The following is a 13,221-nucleotide window of genomic DNA, read 5'->3' on the forward strand; positions in this document are numbered from 1 at the left end:
TTCTGCGTTTGATGTGGAGTTTTACTGTTTTTCCACGCAGAGGAAAATCATCAACGGTTATTTCCGGAACAAAACCTTTTGACTGTAATAGCAGAGAAGAAAACTCTTTCGGAGCAGTATTTTTCTCTTCAAAATAGATGTGCAGGATTTGGTTTTCTTCTTCAAATTTTACAATCTCAAAATACTCAATGAGAAGTTCCGGTAAAAATAATTTAAGGAGTTCGACATCATTTAACATCCTTCAAAATTATTAATTTTTATCTTTCTCCCCAAGTTTTGGAATTGATCCGGATTTGTTCAGATTCAAACAATCAATTGATAGAAGTCTACAGAAGCAAGCTTCTTTTTTGTTATTTTACGGTTAATTTTAATTCAAAACCTTGTTTGATTTGGATATCTGTTCTATTTTTGTAAGACTGTCAAATGATTCATCTATCGAAAAAAAAATTACTATAATAATCGACTCAATGAAAAGATCTGTACTGGTAATTCTATTTTCAATCATTCTGGCTTCTTGTGGTGCTTCAAAGTCTGCAAAAAAATATTCGTACAAAAAACCGACGACCTCCAAATCTGCCAATCTTAAAAAACTGAACTCTAGTTATTCCGGGAATGTCTCTGGTGCTAGGGCTGCTGTGATCAACGATGCAGAAAACTATCTGGGAACGCCTTACAAATATGCAGGCAATACAAAAGCTGGCTTTGACTGTTCAGGATTGGTGTGTAAGGTTTTTGACGAGAACAGCCGGAAAATGCCTCGGCGTTCTCAGGATCAGGGAAAAACTGGTTCTTCCATCAGTATCGCCGAAGCGAGACCTGGTGACCTCTTGTTCTTTGCAACTTCTGGTGGTTCAGCAGTGACGCATGTAGGGATCGTACATGATATTATGAACAGTGGTGAAGTCACCTTTATCCACGCATCCACATCCAAGGGCGTCATCATCTCGTCTCTCAATGAGGCCTATTGGAACAAAGCTTTCCTTTTTGCAAGAAGTGTGCTTTAGTTTTATTATTTTTGCGGCAGACAATTGTTTTTGAGCAAATAAGAAAAGGTCATTGCCATTAGCAGTTTATCAATTATCATTAATCAATTATCATTTATAAAAAATATGTCTTTACAGGAAAAAATCGAAAAAGCTTGGGATAACCGCGAGCTTTTGAAAGAAGAAGAATATCAGAACGCTGTAAGAGAAGTAGTTGCAAAACTGGACGCAGGAGAATTGCGTACGGCAGAACCTACGGAAAACGGCTGGCAGATCAACGAATGGGTGAAGAAAGGTGTGGTGATGTATTTCCCGATCCAGACTATGGAAACCATAGAAGTTGGCCCTTTTGAGTTTCATGATAAAATTCCTTTGAAGAAAAATTACGCAGAAAAAGGTGTTAGAGTAGTGCCTCATGCCATCGCAAGACACGGTAGTTTTGTAGCAAGCGGCGTGATCCTGATGCCTTCCTACGTGAACATCGGTGCTTACGTAGATTCTGGAACGATGGTAGATACCTGGGCAACGGTGGGTAGCTGTGCACAGATCGGTAAAAATGTCCACCTAAGTGGTGGTGTAGGAATCGGTGGTGTTTTGGAACCATTACAGGCTGCTCCGGTTATCATAGAGGATGATGCATTTATTGGCTCGCGTTGTATCGTTGTAGAAGGTGTACGTGTTGGTAAAGAAGCTGTCTTGGGAGCTAATGTTTGTTTGACAATGTCCACCAAAATTATTGATGTGACAGGGCCAGAACCAATCGAAACCAAAGGTTATGTTCCAGAACGTTCTGTGGTGATCCCGGGAAGTTATACCAAACAGTTTCCGGCTGGTGAGTTTCAGGTACCTTGTGCCTTGATTATTGGCAAAAGAAAAGCATCTACGGATAAGAAAACCTCTCTTAATGATGCGTTGAGAGAAAATAATGTAGCAGTTTAACAGCTATTGATTTTAAACTTATATTTGTCATTCTAATGAGAATCTAACTTCTTATTGGAATGACATTTTTTTTAAACTAAACCTAAGAGCACATTGTGAAGCAGAAGTTCCTGAAACTGATCTCGGATTATCGGATTATTTTTGTAGTGTATGTTATTGTTGCCGCTATAACAGCTTATAGCAAGTATAAACGGGGAACGGGCGGTTATAACAATTATCTCATTTTCAAAGGCGTTTTTCATAATACAATACAGGAGAAGAATATTTTTCTGCAATATCCGGATCTGTTTTTTGACAGCAATCATTACGGCATATTTTTCAGTCTGTTGATCGCTCCTTTTGCGATGATGCCTGATGCTTTTGGCGCTGTTTTATGGAATGTTGCCAGCACTTTGGTTTTTCTCTATGCCATTTATAAACTTCCGTTTTCAGACAAGAAGAAGTCTTTTTTTGCCTGGCTTTGCCTACAGGAATTTATCACAGCTGCCACCTATTTCCAGTTTAATATCATTTTGACGGGATTGTTGATGTTGTCCGCCATCTGGATCTACGAAAGAAAAGAAGCGCAGTCAGCCTTTGCCATTCTCACGGGAACTTTTGTCAAACTTTATGGGATCGTTGGATTGTCGGCTTTTTTCTTCATCAAGAACAAAACAAAGTTTATCATTTCATTTTTAGCCATTGTAATTGTGTTTTTGATATTGCCAATGCTTATTTCGAGTAAAGAATTTGGGATTCAGTCTTACGTGGATTGGTATGTGTCTTTGTCCGAAAAGAATCTGTCCAATCAATCATTGACAAGCCGTCAGGATTATTCTTTGATGGGCGTCGTGAGACGGATTTTGGGAAGAGCCGATTTGTCCAACCTTCTGTTTGTTATCCCGGGATTTGTACTGTTTATGCTGCCTTATCTCCGGGTAAAACAATACAAAAATCTAAATTTTCAGCTGATGATTCTCGCTTCCTCCTTGTTGTTTTTGGTGTTATTCAGTTCAGGCTCAGAAAGTCCGACCTATATTATCGCCGTTTCAGGCGTGATGATCTGGTTTATGATGCAGAAAAAACTTTCAAAAATTGACATCGGCTTATTGATTTTTGTGATGATTTTCACTTGTTTTGCATTTTCGGATCTGTTTCCCAAATTTATCAAAGAAGACTATTTTATAAAATATGCTACCAAAGCCATTCCCTGCATCATCATTTGGTTCAGAGTAATGTATGAGTTGCTGACAAAGGATTTCGAGAAGGATTATCAATTAGACTAATCATCATTTCAATGAAAAAAATTTCCATAGTTATTCCGGCTTTCAATGAGGAGGAGAATCTTGCACATATCAGACAGGCAATTGATGACGTCTTCACAACTTTGTCAGAATATGATTATGAAATTATTTTTGTGAACGATGGTAGCCGAGACAATACCCAAGCAGTTTTAGAAGATCTTTCTGATAGATTTGCGGCGGTCAAGTTCATCGAGTTTTCAAGAAATTTCGGTCATCAGAATGCGGTCAAGGCAGGTCTGGATTTTTCAGAAGGTAACTGTGTTATTTCAATGGATGGCGATATGCAGCATCCGCCAGAGATGATACCACAATTGATTCGGAAGTGGGAAGAAGGTTTTGATATCGTCTATACGATCAGAAAATATTCCAAAAATATCAGTTACTTCAAGAGAAAAACATCTGATTTTTTCTACCATTTGCTTTCCAGTTTGTCCGATGTCGAGCTGGAAAAAGGAAGTTCCGATTTCCGACTGATGGATGCTTCTGTGGTACATGTGATCAGGAGTTCCGGAGAATCCGATATTTTTCTTCGTGGTCTGGTAAAGTGGATGGGTTTCAAACAGTTTGCCATACCATTCGTAGCAGCTGACCGCTTTGCTGGAAGCAGCAAGTACAGCTTGGGAAGGATGATCAAATTTGCATTCACAGGAATCACCGCTTTCAGTGTGAAGCCTTTGTATTTGGCGGCTTACCTCGGTTTCTTTTTTTCATTATTACCATTGCTGTACGTGCCTTACGTGATCTATTCATTCATCAACAAAACCGAGATTTCCGGTTGGGCATCGCTCATTATGACTGTTGTCTTTTTCGGAGGTGTCCAGCTCATCATATTGGGAATCCTCGGCATTTATATGGGCAAAATATTCAAACAGATCAAGGACCGTCCTATTTATATTGTCCGGTCCAAAAAATTATAATTTAAATTTGATGGCAGCTTTATCCGTCCTCCGTTCCCGCTTTTTTCTTTTTTTGATAAAAAAGAAAAAGAGCTCCACTCAGGCCGGGCTGCAGATCCAACAACAAACCAAGACCCAATGATATTACTCAGTTTTGACATAGAAGAATTCGATATGCCTTTGGAATACCAGGGCGAGATTCCTTTTCAGGAGCAGATCTCCGTTTCAAGAAAAGGTCTGCAAAATATTCTTAATATTCTGAAGAGACAGGATGTCAAAGCCACTTTTTTTTCCACCGTTGTTTTTGCCAGAGAAAACCAGGATCTGATCACCCAATTATTATCACAAGGCCACGAGCTGGCTTCCCACACTTGGTTTCATTCCGATTTCAAAGAAGAGCATTTGGCAGAATCAAAACAGGAATTAGAAAAATTATTCCAAACAGAAGTGACTGGTCTTAGAATGCCGAGAATGAGTCCTGTAGCAGAAAAAGCAGTGGCAGATGCGGGCTATGTTTATAATTCTTCCATCAATCCAACTTATCTTCCCGGGAGATATAATCATTTTAAAGTCAGCAGAAAACCATTTTGGCAAGGGAAAGTGATTCAGTTTCCGGCCTCGGTTTCTACCATGTTTAGAGTTCCGTTGTTTTGGTTAAGTTTTCATAACTTTCCACTTTGGTTTTATCAGTTGCTGTCCAAGTTATCATTAAGTTCGACAGGATTTTTGAACATCTATTTTCATCCCTGGGAGTTTAATGATATTTCTGATCCGAAGTATAAATTGCCGGGATATACATTTAAAAATACAGGAAGACAAATGGAAATCCGCTTTGAAAATTTCATAATTTGGGCAAAGAAAAACAACTATGAATTTGGAACAATCAGGAATTTCTTAAATAACCAAAACGTAAAAAAGAGCTCATGAAGATTGCTTACGATGCCAAACGCGCTTTTTCCAGTGTATCAGGATTAGGAAATTATTCCCGTGATCTGGTGCGGATTCTTTCAAAGATTTATCCACAGAATCAGTATGTTCTCATTAGTAAAAAAAAGTCGGAGAGGGGCAAATGTATTTTAGAACTTCCGAACGTTTCGCACGTAAAAACGTCCAAAGGAACCTTGTCTCGCCAATTCAAAATGGGGAAAGATGCGCAAAATCTCGATGCTGATATTTTTCACGGATTGTCCGGCGAATTACCCTTGAAATGGAACCAAAAACCAATCAAAAAAGTAGTGACGATCCACGATCTCATCTTCGAACGATTTCCGGAATATTACACATGGATCGACCGTAAAATCCATTTTTGGAAATTCAAAAGAGCGGCACAATCAGCAGATAAAATTATCGCCATTTCTGAGCAGACAAAACTGGATGTCATTCATTATTTAAATGTTCCGGAGAGCAAGATTGATATAGTTTATCAAGGTTGTCATCAAAGTTTTAAAGAAAAGCAATCAGCAGACTTTCTAAATCAAATTAAAGAAAAATTTAGTCTTCCGGAAAAATTTGTTCTGAATGTCGGAACTATTGAACCTAGAAAAAACCTTCTAAATATCATCAAAGCACTGAAGGGAACAGATATTCCGCTGGTAGTGGTTGGTGGTAAGAAAAAGAACTATTTTAAACTCATAGAAAAAGAAATTGTAGAAAGTAAAGTCCAGGTTCAGTTCCTGCAAGGTGTTTCTATGAACGAGCTGGCTGCCATTTATAAACTGGCAGAAATATTTATTTATCCAAGTTTTTTCGAAGGTTTTGGTATTCCGGTGATAGAAGCTTTATTTTCCGAAACCGTAGTGATCACGAGCAATACAAGCTGTCTCCCGGAAGCTGGTGGACCGGATTCTGTGTACATCGATCCAAAAAATGTGAACGATATCAGATCAAAAATTAATTTTCTTTGGGACAATGAATCAGAGAGAAAACGCCGTGCAGAGAAAGGTTTGGTGTTCGTACAAAAATTCAATGATGAGGTGATTGCCCAAGAGGTGATGAAGGTGTATGAAAGTTTGTAACTCAATTCGGCTACGCAAAGTCGCAAAAAAAATAATTTTCAGTTCACTTATTAAAAATGTCGCAAAGTTTTAAAATTTGCGACTTGAAGAATTTTTCATTTCAAATTATTTGAGCGATAAAAATGATTAGTTTCTTTCACCAAAAATAGCTGATCCAACTCGCACGGAATTAGAACCACATTCAATAGCCAAAGGAAAATCGCCGCTCATTCCCATAGATAAAGTTTCTAATGGTTTTAATGCTGAAAGATCATCAAAAAGTTGTTTCAAAATGCCGAATTCTTCACGGATCTGAGTTTCATCATCCACAAAACTAGCCATTCCCATCAAGCCTTTGATCTCTATATTTGGATAATTTCCTTCAAGATAATTATTGAAAATATCTTTAGCTTCATCAACTGTCAATCCGAATTTGGTGTCTTCCTTCGCGATTTTTACCTGTAGCAAAACATTAACTTTCCGACTGTTTTTCGCGGCTTCTTTATCAATTTCTTTCAAAAGTTTTTTGCTGTCAACGCTTTCTATCATTGCGATAAAACCTGCGACAAATTTCACTTTATTAGTTTGAAGATGTCCAATCAAGTGCCATTCTATATCATTCGGAAGAACAGCCTGTTTCTCCAAGAGTTCCTGCACTTTATTCTCGCCGAAAGCGCGTTGCCCCAGATCATAAACTTCTTTAATTTTATCAGCCGGATTGGTTTTGGAAACCGTCACCAGTTTTACATTTTCAGGAAGTTGGGAAAGGATATTTTGATAATTGGTTTCGAGTGACATTTTTAATGAAGTTTTAAAAAGTATAATGCAAAAATAGAGATTAAAATTGTGGTATTCTTTATTAAAAAAATAAACCTCTTTTAAATTGTTTAAGAAGAGGTTGTTTATATTGTTTAGTAATTAGAGAATATTTTTTAGTCAAGGTTTTACTCTAAAGTTGTTCCATCAGAAAAAACAATTTTATCTACAATAATTTCAAATTTTATATCTTCAAATTTGGAAGAACCTAATTTATTATCATCAGAATTATAGGAATTAGCATCAAACATCATATTGTTTTGGAAAGTTGAGTTGGGTTGGATTTTATCATTTGTTAAACTCATTTCATATCCAGAACCTAATTCATCCCCTAATGAATTATAGATGTTAAAATGAAATTTTATAGCTTTGATTTCCTTTGAAGATTTGTTTTTTACAGCATATTTAAAAATGTGATAATCCTGAAATTCATAGTTGTTAGAATCTGCTTTATGATAATTATATCCGTAAATTGTAACAACAGAAGCTGCATTCATTTTCGCAATTTTTTCTGATTCCTTTTTTTTTGCTTCGGCTGCTAATTTTTCTTTTTCTAATCTTTCTTTTTTCGCCTCTTCTAAATAATCTTTGTAAGTTTTTTCAAATTTGACTCCTTTCGCAGCATCTTCTCCTTTTGTTAAAAATGCGCCAAAAACATTTCCTATTAATTTGTTTGACAAAGCGTCAAAATCTTCTTCAGTATATTCATCTTTGTATTTTTCTTTTATTTCTTTAATATCATCTTTAGCAGTTTCAAGTGAAACTTTTTTATCAATAACCTTGTTACAACTTGACAAAGAGAATATTGCAGCAAATAAATAAATGGTAATTTTTTTCATTTTAAAATTTTTATTCAAAAATAATTTTCTTTCGGATATAATTAATACGGTTTTCCGTAAAACCTAAAAATTTTATAAAAACAATCCTAAATTACGTTGACTTCGTATTTATAGATTCAAATATAATTCTGAGCAAAATCACTATTTAGTTAAACCAAAATTCGTAAATTTGAGGAAATTTATATTCGAATAATAATCAAAAATATATGAGTCAATTTGATGTAACCGTTATCGGTTCTGGTCCTGGTGGCTATGTTGCTGCAATCAGAGCAGCGCAATTGGGTTTCAAAACAGCAATTATTGAGAAATATTCTACTTTGGGCGGAACTTGTCTCAATGTGGGTTGTATCCCTTCAAAAGCTTTGCTTGATAGTTCTGAACATTTCGAAAAGGCAAAACACGACTTTGCAAATCACGGGATCATCATCAATGAGCCGACTGCTGACATCGCAAGAATGATTGCCCGCAAAAACGAAGTGGTGGATCAAACAACAAAGGGAATCAACTTTTTGATGGATAAAAATAAAATCACGGTTTTTGAAGGCCTGGGAAGTTTCGAATCTGCAACTCAGATCAAAGTTTCCAAAAACGACGGTTCTTCCGAAGTGATCGAGTCAAAATATACAATCATCGCAACTGGTTCCAAACCATCTAGTCTGCCTTTCATCAATCTTGATAAAGAAAGAATCATCACTTCTACAGAAGCACTTAATCTTAAAGAAATCCCGAAACACTTGGTCGTGATCGGTGGAGGTGTGATTGGCCTTGAGCTTGGTTCTGTTTATTTGAGATTAGGTTCTCAGGTAACTGTGGTTGAGTTTATGGATAAAATAATTCCTGGAATGGACGGAAGTCTATCTAAAGAATTGCAAAAAGTGCTTAGAAAACAAGGCATGAAATTCGAACTTTCTACGGCTGTTTCTGCAGTGGAAAGAAACGGTGATTCTGTAAAAGTAACGGCTAAAAATAAAAAAGGAGAAGAAGTCAATTTCGAAGGCGATTATGTTCTGGTTTCTGTAGGAAGAAGACCTTATACAGACGGACTTGGACTGGAAAAAGCTGGTGTAGAACTTGACGAAAGAGGAAGAGTGAAAACCAATGAACATTTGCAGACCAATGTTTCTAACATCTACGCTATTGGTGACGTTGTCAAAGGTGCAATGTTGGCTCACAAAGCAGAAGAGGAAGGAACTTTGGTAGCTGAGATCCTGGCTGGTCAAAAACCGCATATCAATTATAACCTGATCCCTGGCGTTGTTTACACCTGGCCGGAAGTTGCCGGAGTTGGTAAAACAGAAGAGCAGCTGAAAGAAGAAGGCGTCGCTTACAAAGTGGGAAGTTTCCCTATGAGAGCCTTAGGACGAAGCCGTGCAAGTGGCGACACAGACGGATTTGTAAAGATCATCGCTGACGAGAAAACAGATGAAGTTCTAGGGTTCCATATGATTGGCGCAAGAGCAGCGGATCTTATTGCAGAAGGCGTTATCGCAATGGAGTTCCGTGCAAGTGCAGAAGATATCGCAAGAAGTTCTCACGCACATCCAACTTATGCAGAAGCGGTAAAAGAAGCCGCTTTGGACGCGACCGGAAAGCGGTCCATCCATATGTAGTCATCAAGTTTTTAAATGATAATAAAGAGAGAGGCAAGTTTTTGCTTCTCTCTTTTTAATTGTAATATTACCAATCTATTAGAGAATATATCATTTAATTTTTAAAACATTTCATTAATGATTGGAAATTTGGCATATTTGTAGCGTTGTTTCGGCAATTAGAAATAAAATCATTAGCAATGAAAAAAATAGTTACGACCTACCTTTTCGTCTTAAGCCTTGGCACTTTCGGACAAGAAGCCGGAAAAGCTGGGGAACTCCTGAAAAATGAAGCTTCAAAAATTGAAATGCAGACCAAAAGGAGCGACATGTCTGGGAAAATAGGAAGCTTGAATGATAGTTCTGGTAACAGAAATCAAAATCAGGGTCAGCATCATAGTGGCTCAAACAATAATGCCGGTAACAGAACAATGCCGAATTATGACTGGAATCAAAATTATGCTTTGGGCTATGCGGAAGTATTCATTAGAATTCCAGAACGTGGTTTTTACACCGTGGAAGTAGGCGATCAGATGTTTTCCAATTCTTCCGGTAAATACAGATTTTTTGATTTGATTCCGGGTTCTCTGCCTGTTTCAATTTATGGAAATGGCTATTTGATCTACAGAACCAGAATCAATGTGCGTAACAATTCCCGATTGGTATTAGATTTCTTTAATCGTCAAGGCTTGTATCTGTTGGCAACTTACCCGCTTCAAAGTCAGGCTTACGGAAACTATGGCGACGTATGGAATGATGTCTGGAATTCTCCTTACAATGGTGCTTCTGGACAATGGGATCCAAATTATGGGAATGGTGATTACGGCGGTTACAACGGTCATAATCCAGGATCTTATGGTAATAATCAAGAAAGTATGGACGGACGTGTGATGAATCAACAGACTTTCAACGCTTTTCTGCAGGTCCTAAAAACCGCGAAGTTTGCAGATGAAAAGGTTTCTTTAATAAAACATCAGCTGAAGAATGCCCTGGTGTCTTCTGAGCAGGTGAAGACGCTAGTCGAAGCTTTATCTTATGACAATGACAGATTAGAAATTGCAAAATTTGCTTATAAAAAATGTGTGGATCCGATTAATTATTTTAGGATTTATCCATCGTTTCAATTTCAGAATTCTGCTCAGGAATTAAGGGATTATATTTCAAAATTGTAGAACTTAAGAGAAGCTGATTGCTTCTCTTTTTTTTAAAATCAAATTAATGTTGCAATAAGTGAGAAAGCTAATCAATTTGTTTTTATTTTTGTTAAAATTAGAGTTATGATACAGGAATTAGATAAAGATTTTACCAGTCTTAATGAATATATAGACATTCTCATGCCTAGCAAAATCTTTATTTTGGTTGATGAAAATACGCACGACCATTGTCTCCCAATCTTGCTTGCTAATCTGGAAACGGATGCGCCTTTTGAGATCATCGAAATAGAAGCAGGTGAGGAAAATAAAAACATCGGAACAGCAACGCAGCTTTGGGAAATATTCTCCGAAATGGAAGCGGACAGAAAATCGCTTCTCATAAATCTTGGTGGAGGCGTAGTGACGGATATGGGCGGTTTTGTGGCATCAACTTATAAAAGGGGATTCAGATTCATCAATATTCCTACCACTTTGCTTGCGATGTGTGATGCGTCAATTGGTGGTAAAACAGGCATCGATCATCAGTATCTTAAAAATATCATCGGAACATTTGCTTTACCTGAAAGGATTTTCTTCTATCCAAAATTTCTGGAAAGTCTTGATTTTAAGGAGCTTAGAAGTGGTTTTGCAGAAATGCTGAAGCACGGTTTGATCGCAGACAGCAATCATTGGAATGAGCTCAGCTCTCTTTTTAAGATCACACCACAAGACGTGGCGCCGTACATCAGTAGAAGTATGGCGATCAAAAATGAGGTGGTGACGAAAGATTTTAAAGAAGAAAACGTCCGCAAGATCCTAAACTTCGGTCACACCATTGGCCACGCAGTAGAAAGTCTTTTCCTCAGAAAAGGAGCATTGATCCCTCACGGCGAGGCAGTTGCACTGGGTATGATCTGCGAAACCCATTTGGCGCTTCTGGCTGGCTTGGTAGATGTGGAGCAGTCGTCAAATGTTATAAGTAAGATCCAAAGGTTCTATCCCTACATTGATATATCTGAATTTAGAAATGAAGATATCCTGAATCTGATGTTCAATGATAAGAAAAATGAAGATGGAAATATTAATTTTTCATTGATTACAGGTATTGGAAACTGTGTTTATGATCAGAAATTACACGCTGACCAAATCAATTTGACCCTGGATTTCTATAAAGATATGAATGTAAATTAAAAATATTATTTACAAAATATCATTTTTAATGCATTGGTAATAAATTATTTGGCTGCTGGATTTAAAAAAGTATCAATTATTTTTAATTTTTTGGCAAAGTATTTGAAAGTATGTTTCCCGTAAAACAAAATTAAAATTTGATATTATGAAAAAGTTATTTTTAGGATTAGGTTTGGTAGCAGGAACTTTTGCATTCGCTCAAACAAGTCCACAATTCGGTTTAAAAGCAGGTCTTAACATTTCTTCAATCTCAGACGATGGTTATGAAGATTCAAAATCTAAAGCAGGTTTCTATGGCGGTGTGTTTATGAATGCGCCAATATCAGAAATGTTCAGCATCCAGCCAGAGGTTTTGTATAGCCAGATGGGAGCCAAAACAGTAGACACTTATAAAACTGATTTTGCAGGTGCAAATACAACTGTAAGAAACTCTGCAAGTCTTAACCTAGATTATATCACTGTACCAGTAATGTTCCAATTCAAAGCTACACCAGCATTTTATTTGGAAGCAGGTCCAGAATTTGGATTCCTTGTTGGAGCAAAAGCTAAAGGTGACACGACCACCACTACAACTGTTGGAGGAAGCACTTCTACGGACAGCGAGTCTTATTCTTCTAGAGAAATGAAAGATAATTTTAGTGGTTTCAATATGGGAGCAGCTCTTGGTTTAGGTTTTAATTTTACACCTAATTTAGGTATCAATGCGAGATATGTTGCAGGTTTCACAGATATCAACAAAAAGAATAATGACGAAAATGGTAATACATCATTAGAAAATAATGATAACAAAAACAGAAACAATACTTTCCAAGTTGGATTGTCTTACAAATTCTAGTATTACAGAATATTAAATAGTACAAAAGGCCGATTAATTCGGTCTTTTTTTGTTTCGTAATGCATATTTTTGTGAATCATAAACAATTATATATATGAAGAAGATATTTCAGGTTTTGGCAATTTCTGCAGCAATGACGGTTTCTGCACAGTCTTTTGGGATAAAAGGTGGCGCTAATATTTCTACAATTAGTAAAGAAAGAAGTTGGGATGATACCAACGCCAAATTGGGCTACTATGTCGGTGTTTATATGCACGCTTCTGTCAATAGTGTTTTCAGTATTCAGCCAGAGGTTTTGTATAACAGTATTGGTGTAAAATATGACAATGATAAAGTGTCTCACACGTTAGGTCTGGATTATGTTTCTGCGCCTGTGATGTTTCAGTTTGAGCCTATTCCCAAATTATTTGTAGAAGCAGGTCCTCAGTTTTCTTTTCTGATTGGAAATAGTGACCGCAACAAAACTGATGATATTGTAACAGTGAAAAAATACAGAAACAATTCCAATTACAATAGTTTTGACCTGGGTGGAGCAGTTGGTGTAGGTTTCAGGGTCAACAATATAACGATAGGAGCCAGATATATTGCAGGCTTTACGGATATCAAAAAATCAGGATCCACAAGTTGGAGCAACGATGCCAAACAACTGCGTAATAATACGCTTCAAATAGGTCTACAGTATGGCTTATAGAATTTTAAAGCATAAAAAAAGACCAACATCCG

General features: G+C 36.9%; 14 protein-coding genes. 11 read left to right on the forward strand and 3 right to left on the reverse strand.

Going from position 1 to position 13,221, the window contains the following annotated elements; genetic code table 11:
* Positions 1 to 238, reverse strand: a 238-nt coding sequence (locus F564_RS0114140) for an ISAon1 family transposase N-terminal region protein (protein WP_028123223.1), incomplete at its 3' end; no start/stop codon positions are given.
* A gap of 229 nt (positions 239 to 467) precedes the next feature.
* Here F564_RS0114140 and F564_RS0114145 point away from each other — a divergent pair.
* The 6 genes from F564_RS0114145 to F564_RS0114175 all read left to right on the forward strand — a co-directional run bounded on the left by F564_RS0114145 (position 468) and on the right by F564_RS0114175 (position 6,116).
* Positions 468 to 1,004: a C40 family peptidase gene (locus F564_RS0114145; protein ID WP_028123224.1), complete on the forward strand. Its 537-nt coding sequence runs from the start codon at positions 468 to 470 to the stop codon at positions 1,002 to 1,004.
* A gap of 105 nt (positions 1,005 to 1,109) precedes the next feature.
* Positions 1,110 to 1,922, forward strand: a complete 813-nt coding sequence (locus tag F564_RS0114150) for a 2,3,4,5-tetrahydropyridine-2,6-dicarboxylate N-succinyltransferase (protein ID WP_028123225.1) — start codon at positions 1,110 to 1,112, stop codon at positions 1,920 to 1,922.
* A gap of 95 nt (positions 1,923 to 2,017) precedes the next feature.
* A complete protein-coding gene (locus F564_RS0114155) occupies positions 2,018 to 3,187 on the forward strand; it encodes a glycosyltransferase family 87 protein (RefSeq protein ID WP_028123226.1) in 1,170 nt (389 codons plus the stop codon).
* Positions 3,188 to 3,198: 11 nt separating this feature from the next.
* Positions 3,199 to 4,122 (forward strand): glycosyltransferase family 2 protein, encoded by a 924-nt coding sequence (locus F564_RS0114160; protein WP_028123227.1) that lies wholly within the window; start codon positions 3,199 to 3,201, stop codon positions 4,120 to 4,122.
* Positions 4,123 to 4,239: 117 nt separating this feature from the next.
* Positions 4,240 to 5,028, forward strand: coding sequence for a polysaccharide deacetylase family protein (locus tag F564_RS0114170; protein WP_028123228.1), 789 nt, complete (start codon positions 4,240 to 4,242; stop codon positions 5,026 to 5,028).
* A complete protein-coding gene (locus F564_RS0114175) occupies positions 5,025 to 6,116 on the forward strand; it encodes a glycosyltransferase family 4 protein (RefSeq protein ID WP_028123229.1) in 1,092 nt (363 codons plus the stop codon). Before F564_RS0114170 ends, F564_RS0114175 begins: the two co-directional genes overlap by 4 nt.
* A gap of 126 nt (positions 6,117 to 6,242) precedes the next feature.
* On the opposite strand, the gene F564_RS0114180 is transcribed toward F564_RS0114175, so the two are convergent.
* Together F564_RS0114180 and F564_RS0114185 are read right to left on the reverse strand one after the other, a co-directional pair.
* Positions 6,243 to 6,893: a YggS family pyridoxal phosphate-dependent enzyme gene (locus F564_RS0114180; RefSeq protein ID WP_028123230.1), complete on the reverse strand. Its 651-nt coding sequence runs from the start codon at positions 6,891 to 6,893 to the stop codon at positions 6,243 to 6,245.
* A gap of 146 nt (positions 6,894 to 7,039) precedes the next feature.
* Positions 7,040 to 7,750, reverse strand: a complete 711-nt coding sequence (locus tag F564_RS0114185) for a hypothetical protein (RefSeq protein ID WP_028123231.1) — start codon at positions 7,748 to 7,750, stop codon at positions 7,040 to 7,042.
* A gap of 206 nt (positions 7,751 to 7,956) precedes the next feature.
* Here F564_RS0114185 and lpdA point away from each other — a divergent pair, with 206 nt between their 5' ends.
* The 5 genes from lpdA (at position 7,957) to F564_RS0114210 (ending at position 13,189) form a co-directional block, all read left to right on the forward strand.
* Positions 7,957 to 9,360: a dihydrolipoyl dehydrogenase gene (gene lpdA / locus F564_RS0114190; protein ID WP_028123232.1), complete on the forward strand. Its 1,404-nt coding sequence runs from the start codon at positions 7,957 to 7,959 to the stop codon at positions 9,358 to 9,360.
* 179 nt (positions 9,361 to 9,539) lie between these two features.
* Positions 9,540 to 10,511, forward strand: coding sequence for a DUF4476 domain-containing protein (locus F564_RS20005; protein ID WP_051259690.1), 972 nt, complete (start codon positions 9,540 to 9,542; stop codon positions 10,509 to 10,511).
* A 105-nt stretch (positions 10,512 to 10,616) separates the two neighbouring features.
* Entirely contained in the window at positions 10,617 to 11,663 is a 1,047-nt protein-coding gene (gene aroB / locus F564_RS0114200; protein ID WP_028123233.1) for a 3-dehydroquinate synthase, read from the forward strand.
* A gap of 145 nt (positions 11,664 to 11,808) precedes the next feature.
* Positions 11,809 to 12,498, forward strand: a complete 690-nt coding sequence (locus F564_RS0114205) for a porin family protein (RefSeq protein WP_028123234.1) — start codon at positions 11,809 to 11,811, stop codon at positions 12,496 to 12,498.
* 94 nt (positions 12,499 to 12,592) lie between these two features.
* Positions 12,593 to 13,189 (forward strand): porin family protein, encoded by a 597-nt coding sequence (locus F564_RS0114210; RefSeq protein WP_028123235.1) that lies wholly within the window; start codon positions 12,593 to 12,595, stop codon positions 13,187 to 13,189.
* Positions 13,190 to 13,221: the final 32 nt, after the last annotated feature.

Source organism: Epilithonimonas tenax DSM 16811 (genome assembly GCF_000428485.1).
Classification (GTDB): domain Bacteria; phylum Bacteroidota; class Bacteroidia; order Flavobacteriales; family Weeksellaceae; genus Epilithonimonas; species Epilithonimonas tenax.